Consider the following 18,600-nt stretch of genomic DNA (forward strand, 5'->3'; position numbering starts at 1 on the left):
CCTTACTGGGGACTCGGGACGCGCGGTCACTTTCCGATACTGAGCAGCCCAAGCGTTCGACACGCCCTTAGTGCGTCGAGCGTGTCGGTGCGCGATCTCCCCGCTTCATCAATCAACACCAACCGGGTGGCCGTTGGGTGAACAAACCTGCGCGCCCTATAGGAGAGAAGAGATGGAAACCCTACAATATCTCGGCCCGATGGAATGGATGGCGATCGAAGTAGCGGTACTAGTCATCGCGCTGGCAATCCTGTTGTGGTGGAGCGGCGTGGTCCGCTACATCCCAAACGACAGGCTCGGCATCTTGGAAAAACTATGGAGTTTTCGCGGCTCCGTCAGCAGCGGCTTCATTGCGCTCAACCGTGAGGCAGGCTACCAGCCGGAAGTCGTGCGCGGCGGCCTGCATTTCTTCATGCCGTTCCAGTATTCGATGCATCGCGCCAACCTTGTCACCATCCCGCAGGGTCAGATCGGCTATGTCTTTGCCCGCGATGGCAAGCCGCTGCCTCCGACGCAGACACTTGCTTCCAACACCGACGCCGATGATTTCCAGGATGTGCGCGGCTTTCTCGAAAAAGGCGGACAGAAAGGACCTCAACGCAAGATCTTGCGTGAAGGCACCTATGCCATCAATCTCGCACAATTCATCGTGCTCACCGCCCAGTCGATCTATGCCGTTAATCTGAGTTCGTCGGAACAAAGCCTTTTTGCCAATATGTCGAGCATGATTTCTGAGCGGGGCGGCTTTGAGCCAGTCGTCATCCATAATGCAGAGGACATGATCGGCATCGTCACCATCCATGACGGTCCGGCGCTGCCGGACGGCGAGATCATCGCGCCGACCGTCGCCAATGATCCGAACGACCCGAACTTCCATAACAATTTTCAGGACCCGGAGAAGTTTCTCAATGCCGGCGGCTACCGTGGCCGGCAGTTGCAGGTGCTGGCCGACGGCAGCTACTTCCTCAATCGCATTTTCGCGACTGTCGAACTGGTCGAGAAGACGATCATCGACGTTGGCACGGTGGGTGTCGTCGTCTCCTACAATGGCCGCCACGGCACGGACATATCCGGGCAGGCATACCGCCACGGCGAGCTGGTCGAAATCGGCGCGCGCGGTGTCTGGTCGACGCCGCTGCTGCCAGGCAAGTATGCGTTCAATACCTATGCCGGCAAAATCATCACCGTACCGACCACCAACTTCGTGCTCAAATGGACGAAGGAGCAGTTTGGCGAACACAGGCTGGACGAGAACCTGTCCGAGGTGTCGTTGATCACCAAGGATGCGTTCGAGCCTGTGCTGCCGCTCTCCGTCGTGGTGCATATCGACTATATGAAGGCGCCGCTCGTCGTGCAGCGTTTCGGTGACATCAAGCGGTTGGTCGAACAAACGCTCGATCCGATGGTTTCGGCTTACTTCAAGAATATCGCCCAGACGAAGACGCTGATCCAGCTTCTGCAGGAGCGTAGCGATATCCAGCGCAAATCCGGCGAGGAGATGCGCGAAAAATTCAACTCCTACAGTCTCGAGCTGCAGGAAGTGTTGATTGGCACCCCCCGTGCCGCCAATGGCCAGAACAGCATCGAGCAGATCCTGATCCAGCTGCGCGAGCGCCAGATCGCGGTCGAAAAGGTCGAGACTTATAAATTGCAAGAGAGGGCGGCCACTCAGGAACGCACGTTGCGTGAGAAGGAGGCGCTCGCCGAACAGCAGGCCAAGATCACGACGTCGGCGCTTACCATCGAAATCAGTGAGAACGAGGGCAAGGCGCAACTCGCCCGCACTCGCCAGGAGGCGGAAACCATTCAGGTCACCGCCAAGGCAGAGGCCGAGAAGGTACGCCTGGCCGGCCTGGGCGAGGCCGACATGATCAAGGCTGTGGCGCTTGCCGATGCCGAACGCATCAAGGCGACCGGTTTCGCGGAGGCCGAGAAGGTGCGCGCCATCGGTCTGGCGGAGGCCGAGGCAACCGAGAAGAAGGTCGCGGCCTTCGGCGGCCCGGACTATCAGCTCAACTCGCAGGTTCTCATGCGCTTCGCTGAGGCGATCGAGAATGGCAGGCTGCCGCTCGTGCCGCAGATCCAGATCGGCGCTACCGGTGGCGAGAAGGGGGCCGCCAATGGCCTTGTCGAGATGATGCTTTCGATGCTCGTTGCCGACCGTGTTGGGCGGCAAAACATTCCGGATGCAATCCCGGAATCCGTTGAGGAGGAATGATTGGGGATGGGCCGGTTGTACCGGCCCATTTTGCGCTCCTGCCGAAACATACCCCGGCGAGGAGGAATATGGTAGCGGGCTTCTAGTCTAGCCCCTTTCATTGAAAGTTGGATAGTCGCGCAGGAACGCGTGCGAAAGCAACATCACGATCGGAAGCGACGGGAGACTCGCAATTATTGCCCCAGACATAGCCCCAAAGGCAAAAGCGCAATTTCGCGCTCACGCAGACATCATAGCCAAGTGCTTGGAAATGTTTGGCTCCCCGGGCCGGATTCGAACCAGCGACCAACCGGTTAACAGCCGGTTGCTCTACCACTGAGCTACCGGGGAACGGATGCTCTTCAGCAAGTGGCGCAGCCTATAGCAAACACCTTTCGGCTTTGCAAAGAAGCATTTCGCTTTTTTCCGAGACTTTTTCGCGCGACGGTTTCTCGCAATCGGCGGCGTCCGCCCTCATATTAGCCGTCTTGGCGATAGGCGCGGAACCGAAACGGCGGTCGCGGCTTTCGTAAATAGGCTTTTTCGAGCGACCAGATGGGCAGCCATTGCGATGACGGCAGCAGACGAAAACCGGATACCGGCACGAAAGATCTCGATTTTCGGGCGCGAATTCACCATGCCGCAATCGCGTGGCCTCAGAATCACGATCGGCATTCTTTTGACCATCGGCGGCATTCTCGGCTTTCTGCCGATCCTCGGCTTCTGGATGGTTCCGATCGGATTGCTGGTGCTCTCCTATGAATTCGCCATGGTGCGACGCCACCGGCGTCGCTTCGTCGTTTGGTGGGAGCGGCGGCGTCGGCCGGATGGAACGACGGGTACCAAGCCGGGCCTTTGACCGTGCCATCCTTCCGCGTCGTCATGCCCTTGTTCGTGTTTCGGATTTTGGCGAATCCGCTTTTCGGTTCACACCTCTCTCCAAATCCTCGCGGATTTCCCTGAGAACGGCGGCAGCCGAGGCGAGACGCGCGCGGTCGCGCGGCGAAAGCCTGGCGGTGCCATCTATCGCAAGGCAGTCGATGGCATGGCGCAGCAATGCCTCGCGTGCTGATCGCGACAAGCCGTCCCAGGCGTTCCTTCCGGTGTTCGGCGCTGCCGGTCGCATGGCGAAGTCCTCCTCGTTTCTCAACGGTGGCGAGGGCGTGGAGTTTCTCGTGATCTGCTGCTATACTTAATGATCGTCTAATATTCGCCGTGACCCACCGTGGCCACGGCGCTCGATGTGGAGGGTCGGATTCTTGCAGAGGAAACCGCGCGGAATGCGTGGTGGCCGCTTGACGCCATTTTCGCCGCAACCTATTGGAACCGGGTGGAACGCCGGGAGCAACGAGGCCTCGTGGCGGAGTGGTTACGCAGAGGACTGCAAATCCTTGCACCCCGGTTCGATTCCGGGCGAGGCCTCCAATACCCGGGCTCCCGCGCGCTCAGCGCCGGAGCCTGACGTTCTCATCGAAATGAACCGCGGTTCTGGCGCGGCAAGCGGATTGGTTGGAACATGAGCGCTGATTTCTCCGAGCTTCGCGTCAAGATGGTCGACGGTCAGGTTCGCACCACCGACGTGACCAGCGCCCCGCTGCTGGAGGCCATGCTTACCGTGCCGCGCGAGGTTTTCGTCGGCGACCGCCAGCGCGATCTCGCCTATATCGACGAGGACATCCGCATTGCCGATGGCGCCGATGGCGCGCGCTATCTGATGGAAGCATCGCCGCTGGCCAAGCTGATGCAGCTGGCCGAGATCAATGCGACCGATTCGGCGCTCGATGTCGGCTGTGGCACCGGCTATGCCTCGGCCATCCTGTCGCGGCTGGCGAGGTCGGTCGTGGCGCTCGAAAGCGATTCGGCGCTGGCGCAAACCGCGGCATCGACCCTTTCCGGCCTTGGCTGCGGCAATGTGACCGTGGTCCAGGATGCGCTGGCGCAGGGCCATGCGGCCAAGGCACCCTATGACGTCATCTTCATCGGCGGCAGTGTCGAGAAAGTGCCGGCGCCATTGCTCGATCAGCTGGCCGAAGGCGGCCGACTCGTCGCGGTCGAAGGGCGTGGCAATTCCGGCGTGGCGCGACTTTTTTTCAAGGCTGGGGGGGTTGTAACCGGGAGAAGGGCATTTAATGCGGCAATTAAGCCACTACCGGGATTCGAACGTGAGCATGCTTTTGAATTCTGAATGATTTAGCCTTGCAGCAGAGGCTTTGTCATGGTCGCTTACATTTGAACAATCGTTGCTAATCCCAGACTGGGGGCACTTTGGGACCGAGTGACAGGGAACGAAACACGCCACTCCGGCTGCTCTGACGAGAAGCTGGCGCGGCGAAGTTCCCATGGAAAACGAATGAGGGATGTACTCGTGCCGTCTGTATCCAAGACCCTTTTTGCCGCCGTCCTCGTCTCCGCGACCGCGCTGTCCCCACTAACCGCGTCGGCGGAAACCATCACCGGCGCGCTCGCCAAGGCCTATCAATACAATTCCACGCTGAATTCATCCCGCGCCGGCGTGCGCGTCACCGACGAAGGCGTGGCCATCGCCAAATCAGGCTGGCGCCCAACGATTACGGGATCGGCTTCCATCGACTATACAAACACGCGCCAGGCAAATGGCGGCGGCAACTCGAAGCTGACGAGCGGCGGCTACGGCATTCAGATCAACCAGTCGCTGTTTGACGGTTTTCAGACGAAAAACAACGTCGCGGCGGCTGAAGCCCAGGTCAAGGCGTCGGTCGAGAGCCTGCGCAACAGCGAAGAGAACACGCTGTTCAGCGCGGCCACGGCCTATATGGACGTGATCCGCGATCGGCAGATCGCGGTGCTGACCGAACAGAACCTGCAGTTCCTGACCGAGCAGGCGCGTGCCGCGCGCTCGCGTTTCGAGGTTGGTGAGGGCACGCGCACCGACGTCGCGCAGGCCGATGCGTCGCGCGCCTCGGCGGTGGCCTCGCTCAGTGCCGCCCGCGCGCAGGCGCTGGCCAGCGCCGCAACCTACCACCAGGTGGTCGGCGACGAGCCGGGCAAGCTCAAGCCCGCTTCGCCGTTGGGCAGGCTGCTGCCGTCGAGCCTCGATGCGGCGATTGCGATCGGGGCAAACGAACACCCGGCCATTCTCGCTACGCAACATCTGGTCGACGCGGCGGCGTTCTCGGTGAAGTCGGCGGAGGGCGCGCTGTTGCCGCAACTGTCGGCGTCGGCCGGCATCTCGGAAAACTACCGCAAGGCCATTCCAGACATCTCGGGCACCAACGGCAATTCGACCTCGGCGAATATCGGCGCGACGCTGACCATTCCGATCTATTCGGGCGGGCGGACCTCGGCGGTCGTGCGGCAGAACAAGGAATCGCTTGGCCAGGCCCGCATCCAGGTCGACGTCAGCCGCGACCAGGTTCGCCAGGCCGTTGCTACGGCATGGTCGCAATACACCGCCGCGCAGCAGAGCGTCTCGGCCAACAGGCAGGTGATCGATGCCGCTCAACTGGCGCTGAACGGCGTCATCGAAGAGCGCAATGTCGGCCAGAGGACCACGCTCGACGTCCTCAACGCGCAGGCCGCCGTCATCACCGCGAAGATCAACCAGGCCAATTCCGAACACGATGTGGTGGTGGCGAGCTATGCCATCCTGTCGGCGATGGGTCGCCTGTCGGTCGACCGGCTTGCCTTGCAGGTCACCAAGTACAAGCCCGAAGAGCACTACAACGCCGTCAAGGACAAATGGATCGGCCTGCGCACGCCGGACGGCCGCTAAGCGCCGGCGGCCCGACTTATGTCGGGCCAGTCCGAGCGCAACCTTGCTTGAAAACCGGTTCTGCTTCGGAATTGCGCCTGTCTCTTTGCACTTGCGCGATTCCGAAGGGAGCGCGCGGCGCGCTTTCCCCAGGAAACCCGTTTTCACACTTTTCCCGGAATTGCTTCTAATCTGTTGAAATCCCACATGTCCCCAGATTGGGGATTCTCGTTGGGCGATCCGTCGGTTACGCTGTCGCCATGATTCGAATCCGGCTTCTGCCGGAGCGAAAGAACTAACAGGTCACAAGGGCGGCGGATGTGACGATGGCAACGGCAAGCAGCGCACAACGCGAACCTTCCATGGAAGAGATACTGGCTTCCATCAGGAGGATCATCGAGGACAGCGACAACGGTCGCAAGCAGCCGGGCGAGGCCGAAGAGCTGCGGCAGGATCTGGAGCCGTCGCCGGGCGAAGGTCCCGCCGCCGATGTCGATGCATTTCGCGCCGAGCTACATGCAGCCCCCGAAGCCAGAAAGCCGGGCGCGCTCACGGAAATCCAGCCGCCTTCGCCCGAGCCGGTGATCGCGCGCGTGGAATCGCAGACGCGCGCCGATCCCGTGCCGCTCAAGCCGTCGATGACGCTTGCCGAGGTCAGCGCCAGGATCGCCGCCGAGCCGGCGCCCGCCGCCACGACCGAAGCGCCGGCCGCCCCGCAGGCCAGCGCGACAAGCGATGCCATCGTTGCCGATTGGCGGCGCGAGATCGCGGCGGTCGGGGAGCAGGCGAAAGCGATCCGCAAGCCGGTCGCCCAACCCGAGACGCCGACGAGCGAACCGGTGGTGGAGGCTGCGTTCGAACGGCCGTCTTCGAGCGAGGCTCCTGCAGACGCCGCTCAGGCGTGGGCGGCGGCGAGCGATGGGCCCGCGGCGCGCCCGGCAATCCTTTCCGAACATGCGGGCCGGCAGGTCGCGGCGGCCTTCGGCGAGCTGTCCGACGCCTTTGCCAGCCGCAGCAAGAAGACATTCGACGAGATGGCCGAGGAGATGCTGCGGCCGATGCTGCAGGACTGGCTGGACAACAATCTGCCGACGCTGGTCGAGCGCCTGGTGCGCGAGGAGATCGAGCGCGTCGCGCGCGGCGCGCAGTAATCTCCTCCAACGATCACTCTCGAAACGCCGCCCATGAGGCGGCGTTTTTGTCGACGAGGTCAGCCAGCGCTGGTCGCGAAGCAGATGAGGTTGCCGTCGGGGTCTTTGACGATGAAGGTGCGGGCGCCCCAGGGTTCGGTCCGCAATGTCTGGTGGAACGGGGCCGTGGCCGCCTGATACTCCAGAAATAGAGCCTTGATGTTGTCGACAACGATCGTCGCCGCCAGTAGGTCATCGGTCGAACTGGCGGCGAGTGGAGGCTTGTCGACATGGCGCAGGTTGAGCCGTGCGCCATCGCGGATGATTTGGGCGTAGAAGGGCGGCTCGCCATAGGTGTAGCGCGTCTCGAAGCCGAGCTTTTGCCGGTAGAAACTACAGGCCGCTACGATGTCGCAGACAAAGAGCTGTGGCTCGGCAAAGGCGAGATGCGGTTTTGCGGCGTCGGTTGCTAAATGATCGGTCACGGTTTGAAGGCCTTCCTTCAGCGCCTGCCAGCTCTCGAAACCTGACTTCCTGGCGACGAGTTCCTGGGCATCGGCAAGCTTGAAGCCGTGATCGAGGATCTGGCCGTCGCTGAGATGGTGAAAACGCGGCAGGAGCCATCCAATCACAGCGGCGACGGGATAATACCGTTCGCGATGCCACTTCAGATAGAGCTTGGCCTGTTTCTTGTGGTGTTCGAGGGTCGGCATGGGCGCATTGTGGAGTTGAGGTGGCGTAGGCGGGCAATGCCCCTCCGGCTGGAAGCCGATGCGCCCTACTGCAGCGCCCGCACGGTATGGCTGCGACGGCTGGCGGTCAAGGTGCGATTGCCGAACGCCACGACCTTCCGTTGAAATGAACGCGGACACACCTATTTGCTTCTCATGAACCGAGGCGGCCCTTGCGGTTGACTTGGCCAAGACCTTCCGATTTACACCGAACCAGCAAAAATCCCGACAGCGCGGACCGTTTCCCCATGCTTGAAAAGACCTACGACGCAAAGACCGTCGAGCCGAAGATCGCCAAAGTGTGGGAAGAGGCGGACGCCTTCCGCGCCGGCGCCGGAGCGGAGGAGGGCGCCGAAGCCTTCACCATCGTCATTCCCCCGCCCAACGTCACCGGCTCGCTGCATATGGGCCATGCGCTCAACAACACGCTGCAGGACATTCTGGTGCGCTTCGAGCGCATGCGCGGCAAGAACGTGCTGTGGCAGCCCGGCATGGACCATGCCGGCATCGCCACGCAGATGGTGGTCGAGCGGCAACTGATGGAGAAGCAGATCCATCGCCGCGACCTCACGCGTGAACAGTTCATCGAGAAAGTGTGGGAGTGGAAGGCCGAATCCGGCGGCACCATCTTCAACCAGCTGAAGCGGCTCGGCGCCTCAGCCGACTGGTCGCGCGAACGCTTCACCATGGATGAAGGCCTGTCCAAGGCCGTGCTCGAAGTCTTTGTCACGCTCTACAAGGAAGGGCTGATCTACAAGGACAAGCGCCTGGTGAACTGGGACCCGAAACTTTTGACCGCGATCTCGGACCTCGAGGTCGAGCAGCAGGAGGTCAACGGCAATCTCTGGCACTTCCGCTATCCCTTGGAGGGCGCGACCTTCGACCCGGAAAATCCGAAAACCTTCATCACGGTCGCGACCACGCGTCCGGAAACGATGCTGGGCGATACGGCGGTGGCCGTGCATCCGGATGACGAGCGGTACCGGCATCTGGTCGGCAAGAACGTCCTGCTGCCGATCGTCGGCAGAAAAATCCCAGTGGTGGCGGACGAGTATTCCGACCCCGAAAAGGGTTCGGGCGCGGTCAAGATCACGCCGGCGCATGATTTCAACGACTTCGAGGTCGGTAAGCGCCACAAGCTGCCGGCGATCAACATCCTGACCATCGAAGCCGCCATCAAGTTGAAGGACAATGAGGATTTCCTCGCCGGTCTCGATGCGACACCGGAGCGCCAGGCCGTCTGGGACGAGCTTGACGGGCTCGACCGCTTCGTCGCGCGCAAGAAGATCGTCGAACTGATGGAAGAAGGCGGCTTCCTCGACAAGGTCGAGCCGCATCGCCATGCCGTGCCGCATGGCGACCGCGGCGGCGTGCCGATCGAGCCGTTCCTGACCGAGCAGTGGTACGCCAACGCGGCGGAACTGGCCAGGCCGGCAATCGCCTCGGTGCGCGAAGGCCGCACCAACTTCGTGCCGAAGAATTGGGAAAAGACCTATTTCGACTGGATGGAGAACATTCAGCCCTGGTGCATCTCGCGCCAGCTGTGGTGGGGCCACCAGATCCCGGCCTGGTACGGGCCTGACGGGCGCGTCTTTGTCGAGAAGACCGAGGAAGAGGCGTTGAGCGCGGCGATCGAATATTACCTGGCGCTCGAAGGCCCGTGGAAGGCCTGGGTCGAGGACAAGCTGGAAAACTTCCAGCCGGGCGAGATACTGACCCGCGACGAGGACGTGCTCGACACCTGGTTCTCCTCGGCGCTGTGGCCGTTCTCGACTTTGGGCTGGCCGGACCAGACGCCGGAACTGAAGACCTATTATCAGACCGACGTGCTGGTGACCGGCTTCGACATCATCTTCTTCTGGGTTGCCCGCATGATGATGATGGGCCTGCATTTCATGGACGAGGAGCCGTTCCACACCGTCTATGTGCACGCGTTGGTGCGCGACAAGAACGGTGCAAAGATGTCGAAGTCGAAAGGCAACGTCATCGATCCGCTCGACCTCATCGATGAATATGGCGCCGATGCGTTGCGCTTCACCTTGACCGTGATGGCGGCGCAAGGGCGCGACGTGAAGCTCGACCCGGCGCGCATCGCCGGCTACCGCAATTTCGGCACCAAGCTGTGGAACGCGACGCGCTTTGCCGAGATGAACGAAGTCGCGCGCAACGACGATTTCTGGCTGAATGACGCCAAGCTTGCGGTCAACCGCTGGATCCTGACCGAGTTGACGCGGGCAGCGCGCGAGATCACCGACGGCATCACCTCATACCGCTTCAACGAAGCGGCAGGAGCTGCCTACCGTTTCGTCTGGAACCTGTTCTGCGACTGGTATCTGGAACTCTTGAAGCCGGTGTTCATGGGCACGGACGAGGCGGCCAAGGCCGAGAGCCGCGCCTGCGTCGCCTTCGTGCTCGACGAAATCTACAAGCTCCTGCATCCGATGATGCCGTTCATGACGGAAGAGCTGTGGGCGCAAACGGCGGGCGAGGGCAAGGAGCGCGACTCGCTGTTGTGTCACGCCGCCTGGCCGTCGCCGGACTTCGAGGACGCGGATGCCGCCGCCGACATCAACTGGCTGGTCGACCTGGTGTCCGGCATCCGCTCGGTGCGCTCCGAGATGAACGTGCCGCCGGCGGCGATCGCGCCGCTGGTCGTGGTCGGCGCCAATGATGTGACGCGCGAGCGGCTGGTTCGCGAGGACTCGGCGATCAAGCGGCTGGCCCGCGTCGGCGACATCTCGTTGGCCGACGCGGCGCCCAAGGGCGCGGCGCAGATCGTCCTCAACGAGGCGACGATCTGCTTGCCCCTCGGCAGCCTGATCGATCTCGCCGCCGAGGCTGCCCGGCTGCAGAAGGAACTGGCCAAGGTGACCGAGGAGATAGCGCGCCTGCACAAGAAGCTATCGAATGAAAGATTCGTTGCCAGCGCGCCGGCCGAGATCGTCGACGCCGAGCGCGAAAAGCTCGCCGAATATCGCGACGCGCAGGACAAGCTCTCGGTGGCGTTGACCAGGGTTCGCGATGCCGGTTGAGGATAGATTCGCTGGACTTTAGCCGTCTCTAAAATGACGGCCCTTTTTGCCTCGAAAGTAGGCATTCCGTTGCGTAATTTTGACGTAAACGGAAGTTTTAGCCCCATTGTTGCCATAATGTAACAATGGGGCCGAAAGCCCGTGAAAAGAGCTATTTTTAAGCCTTTTGGAACGAATCTTCCCTATTTTTCGGTCGGATAAGCACGCGTCTGGCCGTTTTTCGGCCTTGCGGTGCCTATCCGCATTTTGTCGGAAATGCGTTTGGCAAGCATGTACATGTACGCTCCAAGAATTCGTTATTGCACCGTTAACCCGAATTGGTTCTAGCTTGATGCACTCGAATTCGGGGAGGACATTCATGACTATTGTGCGACTGAAAGCACTGCTGGGGGCAGGGTGCTTTTCGCTGGCTTTGATCGGGACGGCGATGAGTTCGGCGCATGCCGGCGGCATTGAGCGTGGCGGCTACGATATCGATCTTCTGTTCGATCCGGCGCCGTTCGCAACGGAAGCGGAATCGACTTATGTTATGCCGCAGCGCAAGCTCAAGAATGCGGTGGATACCAACCCGCTCGACGGCAATTTGACATTCCTGGGCAGCACGGCGAAGGACAGCGAGAGCTACTGGGTGCCGCGCATCGGCGTCAAGGCGCAGATCGTTCAGGGTGTCGACTGTATGTTCGACTATTCCCAGCCTTGGGGCGCGCACACCAACCCGGGTCTGTGGGCCGGCGCCGAATCCAACATGGAAACCGATATCAAGAGCAACAACTACGCGACGACTTGCTCCTACAAGATGGATGCCGGCAAAGGCCAGATTCGCTTCATCGGCGGCGTGTATTACCAGGAAGTCTACGGTTTCAAGAAAGACCTGGTGTCGCCGTTGGTACCGGGTTTCCAGGGCACCGGTCAGGTTGATCTCAAAGGGACCGGCTGGGGCTGGCGCGCCGGCCTTGCCTATGAAATCCCTGACATCGCGCTGCGCGCCAGCCTCGTCTACAATTCGCGGGTCAAGCTCGACAATATCTCGGGCACGCTGGACCTGACGCATGTCGGCAGTGTCGTGCTGCCGATCTATGGCTCGACACAATACATGCCGGACACGGTCGAGTTTAAGTTGCAATCGGGCATTGCTCCCGGCTGGCTTGCCTTCGGCTCGCTGAAGTGGGTCAATTGGAGCCTGCTGCAGAGTGTTCCGATTTGCGTGGTCGGCACTCCTTCGGCGGCCTGCGTTACGGGTGATGCTCTGCATTCAGGCCAGATCACCTCGCTGGATCTGATGTATCGCGACGGCTGGACTGTCACGGGCGGCATCGGCCACAAGTTCAACGATCAGTGGAGTGCGGCCGGCCAGCTTTCATGGGATCGCGGCACGTCACACGGCTATGGCTCACAGACCGATACCTGGACCGTGGGTGGCGGCGTCGCCTATACGCCCCAGCCCAATATCGAGGTTCGTCTGGCCGGTGCGATCGGCGTGCTGACCAGCGGCCATTCTGGGACAGTGAATGGCGAAAACGGCTATGTGGCCGGCAATGACGTCAGCTACGACTTCGGCAACGATCTGGTCACGGCAATTTCCGGCGGCATCAAGATCAAGTTCTAACCTATTGAGAATTCGACAAAGAGGCCGGGCAATGCTCGGCCTTTTTGTTTGGAACCGACATTGTCGGTGCCTCCGGTATCCAAGCTGCGTTGTATATAAGCCGCACTGGGATCGCCCGCTGCGATTGTGACGTTTTGGCAACACTTTCTGAACAACCCCCGCGCTAGAAGTCAGGTCGGGGAAATTGCCCATTTCCCGCCATAAACCCGGCGCACCTCGAACCTGTCTCGGGACACGCGCCAAAAGGCTCGGCGACGGGGCAGGCCGCACCGCCCGCGGCAAGGATGAGAATGGACGCCAAGGTCATTTCAAAGGCTAAGCTCCCTAGCCGCTATGTGACTGTCGGTCCGGCGCGTGCGCCGCACCGGTCCTATCTCTATGCCATGGGCCTGTCGGCCGCCGAGATCGCGCAGCCGCTGGTCGGCGTTGCTTCCTGCTGGAACGAAGCCGCGCCCTGCAACATCTCGCTGATGCGCCAGGCGCAAGTGGTCAAGAAGGGCGTCGCCGCCGCCAACGGCACGCCGCGCGAATTCTGCACCATCACCGTCACCGACGGCATCGCCATGGGCCACCAGGGCATGAAGTCGTCGCTGGTGTCGCGCGAGGTCATCGCCGATTCGGTCGAGCTCACCATGCGCGGCCATTGCTACGATGCGCTGGTCGGCCTCGCTGGCTGCGACAAGTCGCTGCCCGGCATGATGATGGCCATGGTGCGGCTCAACGTGCCGTCGATCTTCATCTATGGCGGTTCGATCCTGCCCGGCAGCTATCGCGGCCGGCAGATCACCGTGCAGGACGTGTTCGAGGCGGTCGGACAGCACTCGGTCGGCACGATCGGCGATGCCGAGCTGCTCGAAATCGAGCAGGCGGCCTGTCCGTCGGCCGGTTCCTGCGGCGCCCAGTTCACCGCCAACACCATGGCGACCGTCGCCGAGGCGATCGGTCTCGCGCTGCCCTATTCCTGCGGTGCGCCGGCCCCTTACGAAATGCGCGACCGCTTCAATTTCGCCTCCGGCGAAAAGATCATGGAGCTGATCGCCAAAAACATCCGGCCGCGCGACATCGTCACGCTGAAGGCGTTGGAGAACGCGGCGACCGTGGTTTCGGCGACCGGCGGCTCGACCAATGCAGCGCTGCATCTGCCGGCGATCGCGCACGAGGCGGGCATCAAATTCGATCTCTTCGACGTCGCAAGGATTTTCGAGAAGACGCCTTACATCGCCGACCTCAAGCCTGGCGGCAAATATGTCGCCAAGGACATGTTCGAGGCCGGCGGCATTCCGCTCCTGATGAAGACGCTGCTCGATCACGGCTATCTGCATGGCGATTGCCTGACGGTCACTGGCCGCACTTTGGCCGAAAACATGGAGCACGTTTCCTGGAATGAACACCAGGATGTGGTCCGCCCGGCCAACAGACCAATTACCCAAACCGGCGGTGTCGTGGGCTTGAAGGGAAACCTTGCCCCCGAAGGCGCGATCGTGAAGGTCGCGGGCATGGCGGAGTTGAAATTCTCCGGCCCGGCGCGCTGCTTCGATTCGGAAGAGGAATGTTTCGAGGCGGTGACGCATCGCAACTACAGGGAAGGCGAGGTTCTGGTCATTCGCTACGAAGGGCCGCGCGGCGGTCCCGGCATGCGCGAGATGCTGTCGACGACGGCAGCGCTCTACGGCCAGGGCATGGGCGGCAAGGTGGCGCTGATTACCGACGGCCGCTTCTCGGGCGCGACGCGCGGCTTCTGCATCGGCCATGTCGGGCCGGAAGCGGCGGTGGGCGGCCCGATCGGCCTCATCCGGGATGGCGACGTGATTTCGATCGACGCCGTGAACGGCACGATCGAGGTGGCACTGTCGGAGGCCGAACTGGCGGCGCGGGCCAAGACATGGAAGGCGCGCACGACCGACTATCAGTCGGGCGCGATATGGAAATACGCACAGACGGTCGGGTCGGCCAGGGATGGCGCGGTCACCCATCCGGGCGGTGCGAAAGAAACACACTGCTATGCGGATATCTGAGTTGTTGAGGTCATCTGTCCTTCCGGCACTGGTCGCTGCGGCGATCTTTGGCGCCGTGGGCCAGGCTTTGGCCTTCGATGACAAGGTGTTCGACGACAAAACCGGCGTGAAGCCACAGTCCAGTCCCTGGGCGGTGTTCCAGTTCGGCTTCTCCGCCTACAAGAACGGCCACAAGGAACAGGCCGCCGAAGCCTATAAATACGCCGCCGAAAACGGCCAGATCGGCGCCACCTGGAAACTTGCCCGCATGTATGCCGAGGGCGACGGCGTGGCGCGCGACGACTATGAGGCGTTCAAGTTCTTCTCCGAGATCGTCGACCAGGACGTCGAGCCCGGTTCGCCAGAAGAGAGCTACGTCTCCGACGCGCTGGTGGCGCTCGGCGATTACCTGCGCAAGGGCATTCCCGGCAGCCCGGTCACCGAGAACGAGGTGGCGGCCCAGGAATATTACATGCGTGCCGCCGCCAACTACCGCAACCCGAACGCCCAGTTCGAGATGGGGCAGATGTTCCTCAAGGGCGAGGGTGGCGTGAAGGCCAGCGTCAAGCAGGCCGGACGCTGGTTCCAGCTCGCCGCCGAGAAGGGCCATGCCGGCGCGCAGGCGACGCTTGGCCATCTCTTGTTCCAGAGCGGCAAGATCGTTCGCGGCCTGGCGATGATGACCGCCGCACTCGAGCGCGCGTCGCCTGCCGACCAGCCCTGGATCCGCGGCATGCAGGAAGAGGCTTTCGCCGCCGCAGGCGAGGCCGACCGGCGCACGGCGATTTCGCTGGCCGATGACATCCTGACCAAGGGCACCACCAACGCGGACCAGTAAGGTCGTCTGCCGCTCTCCTCCACGGGGAGATCAATTAAGCGACAAAATCAATTCTCGGTTGGCTCTGTCGGCACCATGCTTGGCGCGGGCGTCGAGATCGGCGTGACGTGCAGGTGCGGCGCCATCGTGTTTCCGGGGCAGCTGTCGCCGATCTTCGTCCAGGATGTGTTGTTGAGCACCATCTCGCAGCGCGCCAGGTGGCTCTGGTCGGCCACCGTCAGGCAGGCCACCTGACCGACCGGATAGGATTTTCCATTGGCAAGACATTCGGGGGCGGCGAAGGCCGGCACCATGGTGGCCGTGGCAAATGCCAAGCCGATCGGACAAGCAAAAAATCGAATGGTCATGGGAACCCCGGCCGCCATGATGATTTTCCATCATGCGCCCGATTTGTGGCGATACAACGTCGTTGTGGCGACACAGGCCGGGGCAATTCGCCGGCCGAAGGGTTCCCGGTCAGGCCGGCTGCAGAGCGAGGTCGATCGCCACCGGGACGTGATCCGATGGTTTTTCCCAGGCGCGCACATGTTTTTCGATCGAGGCCGACGAGAAGCGATTGGCGGCCTCCGGCGACAGCAGCAGATGGTCGATGCGGATGCCGTTGTTCTTCTGCCAGGCGCCGGCCTGATAGTCCCAGAAGGTGTAGGTGTCGGGTGCATCGGTGACCGCGCGCACCGCTTCGGTGAAACCGAGGTTGAGCAGCCGGCGGAAGGCTTGCCGCGTCTGCGGCTGGAACAGCGCGTCGCCCAGCCAGTTTTCCGGAAAGCGCGCGTCGATCGGCTCGGGAATGACGTTGTAGTCGCCGGCCAGCACGAGCGCCTCTTCCAGCCTCAGCCGCTCTTCGGCCCAACGCTCCAGCCGCGCCATCCATGAGAGCTTGAAGGGGAATTTTTTTTCGTCATCGATCGGATTGCCGTTCGGCAGATAGAGCGAGGCGACGCGCAACGCGCCCTTGTCGGTCGAGAACACGCCTTCGATGAAGCGCGCCTGCTCATCGGTGTCGTCGCCGGGCAGGCCTCTGATAACTTCGTCAAAGCGCAGCTTCGACAGCAGCGCCACGCCGTTAAAACCCTTCTGGCCATGGGTTTCGACATTGTAGCCCAGCGCCTCGATCTCGGCGCGCGGGAATTGGTCGTCGACCGTCTTGATCTCCTGCAGGCAGACGATGTCGGGCGCGCTCTCGGTCAGCCAGTGGGTCAGGTTGCCGATGCGGGCGCGAATGCCGTTGATGTTCCAGGTGACGATTTTCATGACGGTCTTATTCTTCCTGCGGCGGGTGGCGTTCCACCAGGCCGATCGTATTGCCTGCGGGATCCTTTAGGAAGGCCATCCACTCGCTTTCCCCCGGTGGTCCGAAGGTGCCTTCGGTATCGCGATGCACGAGCGCCGGTGGTGCGGTGAAGGGGACGCCCGCGGCTTTCGCCTCGGCGTGGAAGGCTTCGATGCCCGCTATGTCGAGATAGACTATGCCGGCCGGAACGCCGTCGGTGAACAGCAGCCTCACATCGCCGGCCATGATGAAGGCGATGCCCGGCGGATCGTAGCGGGCATGAACGGCCATGCCGAGCACATCGCGCCAGAAGGCCAGCGTCGAATCAAGATTGCGTCCGGCCGACAGCGCGACCTGACGGACCGCGCCGATGGCCGGCATGCCGCTAGACGGAGAAGCTCGTGCCGCAGCCGCAGGAGGCGACCGCGTTCGGATTGCGGATCTGGAAGGACTGACCCATCAGATCGTCGACGAAGTCGATCACCGAGCCACCCATATAGACCAGCGACAAATCGTCGATCAGCACGGTCGCACCGTCCTTCTCGATGGCGACGTCGTCATCGTTGCGCGTGTCGACCAGGTCGAATTTGTAGGAGAATCCAGAGCAGCCGCCGCCTTCGACGGACACGCGCAACGCCGTCTTGCCGGCCTCGCCAGAGACAATCTTGGCGATCCGCCTGGCGGCGGCCTCGGTCATGTCCACTTTCATGGCGGTCTTGGCATCAGCGCCCATCGGCGTCACCTTGCTTTCGGTTTCACATGATAGGTATGAAGCGCAAGGGGCCAAGTCAACTGCGGCAGCATCAGCCATGACCAATGAGTTGGGCGACATCGGGTTCGGTTATCGGCCGCGCGCGGCCTATGCCACCGATCCGGCGCGCTCGCGCGGGCGGCTGTTCGACGAGGTCGAGAGCCCGACCCGCACGCCGTTCCAGCGCGACCGCGACCGCATCATCCACTCCACGGCGTTCCGGCGGCTCAAGCACAAGACACAGGTCTTCATCGCCCATGAAGGCGACCATTATCGCACAAGGCTGACCCATTCGATCGAGGTGGCGCAGATCGCACGTGCGCTGGCGCGGGCGCTGCGTGGCGACGAGGATCTCGCCGAGGCGGTGGCGCTGGTGCATGATTTCGGCCACACGCCCTTCGGCCATACCGGCGAGGACGCGCTGAACGACAAGATGGCGGCCTGGGGCGGCTTCGACCACAACGCCCAGTCGCTGCGCATCGTGACGCGGCTGGAGGCGCGCTACGCCGAATTCGACGGGCTGAACCTGACCTGGGAGACTCTGGAGGGCCTGGTCAAGCACAATGGCCCGCTGACCGATGCCAGTGGCAAGGGGCTGAAAGGGCCGGTGCCGCAAGCGATCCGCGATTATTCGCAGCTGCAGGATCTCGAACTCGACCGGTTCGCCGGCATCGAGGCGCAGTGCGCGGCGATCGCCGACGACATCGCCTACAACACGCATGACATCGACGACGGGTTGCGGGCAGGGCTGCTGACGCTCGACATGCTGAAAACCGTCTCGCTGCCGGGGAAGATCCTGGAGGACGTGCGCCAACGCTATCCCAGGCTCGATGACGTGCGCACCGGTCACGAACTGATGCGGCGGCAGATCACCGCCATGGTCGAGGATGTCATCGTCGCGACGACCGCAAATCTGGAACGTGTCGGGCCGCAAAGCGCCGACGCGGTGAGGGCGGCCGGCGAGACGATGGTGAGCTTTTCCGCCGAGATGGCCGCGGCCGAGAAGGAGTTGAAGGCCTTTCTCTACAAGCACCTCTACCGGCACGAGGAGGTGATGCGGGTGCGCGCCGGTGCCGAGCAGATCGTCAGGGACCTGTTCGACGTCTATTTCGACGACTCGCGCGCCATGCCGGACGGCTGGCGCGAGGGGCTGGACCGGGCGCAGGATCGCATCAAGGCGCGCAGCGTCGCCGATTTCCTGGCAGGGATGACCGACACCTATGCGCTCAAGGAACACAGGCGTTTGTTTGACCGCACCCCGGATTTGAGCTAGGGCGAGCGCGATTTTGCCGGCCAATGAGCCGGATTCGCCTAAACCGCC

The 18,600-nt window shown here is 62.2% G+C and carries 16 protein-coding genes and 2 tRNA genes; 12 read left to right on the top strand and 6 right to left on the bottom strand.

The genetic code is table 11. The features are described 5' to 3' along the window. The first annotated feature begins 172 nt into the window (after positions 1–172). Complete coding sequence (locus tag CK226_RS03010) at positions 173–2,218, top strand: flotillin family protein (protein WP_095790970.1); 2,046 nt, start codon at positions 173–175, stop codon at positions 2,216–2,218. 255 nt (positions 2,219–2,473) lie between these two features. On the opposite strand, the gene CK226_RS03015 is transcribed toward CK226_RS03010, so the two are convergent. Continuing rightward, a tRNA-Asn gene (locus CK226_RS03015) sits at positions 2,474–2,548 on the bottom strand. A gap of 220 nt (positions 2,549–2,768) precedes the next feature. Between CK226_RS03015 and CK226_RS03020 the strand changes: the two genes are divergently transcribed. The 6 genes from CK226_RS03020 to CK226_RS03040 all read left to right on the top strand — a co-directional run bounded on the left by CK226_RS03020 (position 2,769) and on the right by CK226_RS03040 (position 7,078). After that, positions 2,769–3,056, top strand: coding sequence for a hypothetical protein (locus tag CK226_RS03020; RefSeq protein WP_095772873.1), 288 nt, complete (start codon positions 2,769–2,771; stop codon positions 3,054–3,056). Between the two features lie 181 nt (positions 3,057–3,237). Then, positions 3,238–3,393, top strand: coding sequence for a hypothetical protein (locus CK226_RS34720; RefSeq protein WP_179300950.1), 156 nt, complete (start codon positions 3,238–3,240; stop codon positions 3,391–3,393). Positions 3,394–3,548: 155 nt separating this feature from the next. Then, a tRNA-Cys gene (locus CK226_RS03025) sits at positions 3,549–3,622 on the top strand. A gap of 91 nt (positions 3,623–3,713) precedes the next feature. Further along, a complete protein-coding gene (locus CK226_RS03030) occupies positions 3,714–4,382 on the top strand; it encodes a protein-L-isoaspartate O-methyltransferase (protein ID WP_095790971.1) in 669 nt (222 codons plus the stop codon). A gap of 165 nt (positions 4,383–4,547) precedes the next feature. After that, a complete protein-coding gene (locus CK226_RS03035) occupies positions 4,548–5,948 on the top strand; it encodes a TolC family outer membrane protein (protein ID WP_179295841.1) in 1,401 nt (466 codons plus the stop codon). Between the two features lie 305 nt (positions 5,949–6,253). Further along, positions 6,254–7,078, top strand: a complete 825-nt coding sequence (locus tag CK226_RS03040) for a PopZ family protein (RefSeq protein WP_095790972.1) — start codon at positions 6,254–6,256, stop codon at positions 7,076–7,078. A 59-nt stretch (positions 7,079–7,137) separates the two neighbouring features. Here the strand turns inward: CK226_RS03040 and CK226_RS03045 are convergent, their stop codons facing one another. Further along, complete coding sequence (locus CK226_RS03045) at positions 7,138–7,770, bottom strand: VOC family protein (RefSeq protein ID WP_095790973.1); 633 nt, start codon at positions 7,768–7,770, stop codon at positions 7,138–7,140. 266 nt (positions 7,771–8,036) lie between these two features. Here CK226_RS03045 and CK226_RS03050 point away from each other — a divergent pair, with 266 nt between their 5' ends. From CK226_RS03050 to CK226_RS03065, 4 genes are all read left to right on the top strand, one after another. Further along, the gene (locus CK226_RS03050) at positions 8,037–10,820 is read left to right on the top strand and encodes a valine--tRNA ligase (protein WP_095790974.1); all 2,784 of its coding nucleotides are present in this window, start codon (positions 8,037–8,039) and stop codon (positions 10,818–10,820) included. A 358-nt stretch (positions 10,821–11,178) separates the two neighbouring features. Continuing rightward, the gene (locus CK226_RS03055) at positions 11,179–12,426 is read left to right on the top strand and encodes an OmpP1/FadL family transporter (protein WP_095772868.1); all 1,248 of its coding nucleotides are present in this window, start codon (positions 11,179–11,181) and stop codon (positions 12,424–12,426) included. A 290-nt stretch (positions 12,427–12,716) separates the two neighbouring features. Further along, positions 12,717–14,441, top strand: a complete 1,725-nt coding sequence (gene ilvD / locus CK226_RS03060) for a dihydroxy-acid dehydratase (RefSeq protein WP_095772867.1) — start codon at positions 12,717–12,719, stop codon at positions 14,439–14,441. Then, on the top strand, positions 14,428–15,258 hold the full coding sequence (locus CK226_RS03065; RefSeq protein ID WP_095787497.1) for a tetratricopeptide repeat protein: 831 nt from the start codon (positions 14,428–14,430) through the stop codon (positions 15,256–15,258). The genes ilvD and CK226_RS03065 overlap by 14 nt, the downstream gene beginning before the upstream one ends. A gap of 47 nt (positions 15,259–15,305) precedes the next feature. Here the strand turns inward: CK226_RS03065 and CK226_RS03070 are convergent, their stop codons facing one another. From CK226_RS03070 to erpA, 4 genes are all read right to left on the bottom strand, one after another. Then, positions 15,306–15,623: a hypothetical protein gene (locus CK226_RS03070; RefSeq protein ID WP_179300951.1), complete on the bottom strand. Its 318-nt coding sequence runs from the start codon at positions 15,621–15,623 to the stop codon at positions 15,306–15,308. A 91-nt stretch (positions 15,624–15,714) separates the two neighbouring features. After that, on the bottom strand, positions 15,715–16,509 hold the full coding sequence (xth, locus tag CK226_RS03075) for an exodeoxyribonuclease III (RefSeq protein ID WP_095787498.1): 795 nt from the start codon (positions 16,507–16,509) through the stop codon (positions 15,715–15,717). Positions 16,510–16,516: 7 nt separating this feature from the next. Further along, entirely contained in the window at positions 16,517–16,909 is a 393-nt protein-coding gene (locus CK226_RS03080) for a VOC family protein (protein ID WP_095787499.1), read from the bottom strand. Positions 16,910–16,913: 4 nt separating this feature from the next. Next, positions 16,914–17,261, bottom strand: coding sequence for an iron-sulfur cluster insertion protein ErpA (gene erpA / locus CK226_RS03085; RefSeq protein WP_019858570.1), 348 nt, complete (start codon positions 17,259–17,261; stop codon positions 16,914–16,916). 76 nt (positions 17,262–17,337) lie between these two features. Between erpA and CK226_RS03090 the strand changes: the two genes are divergently transcribed. Beyond that, positions 17,338–18,552 (top strand): deoxyguanosinetriphosphate triphosphohydrolase, encoded by a 1,215-nt coding sequence (locus CK226_RS03090; protein WP_095790975.1) that lies wholly within the window; start codon positions 17,338–17,340, stop codon positions 18,550–18,552. Positions 18,553–18,600 lie beyond the last annotated feature (48 nt).

This window comes from Mesorhizobium sp. WSM4311 (genome assembly GCF_002295115.1).
Classification (GTDB): domain Bacteria; phylum Pseudomonadota; class Alphaproteobacteria; order Rhizobiales; family Rhizobiaceae; genus Mesorhizobium.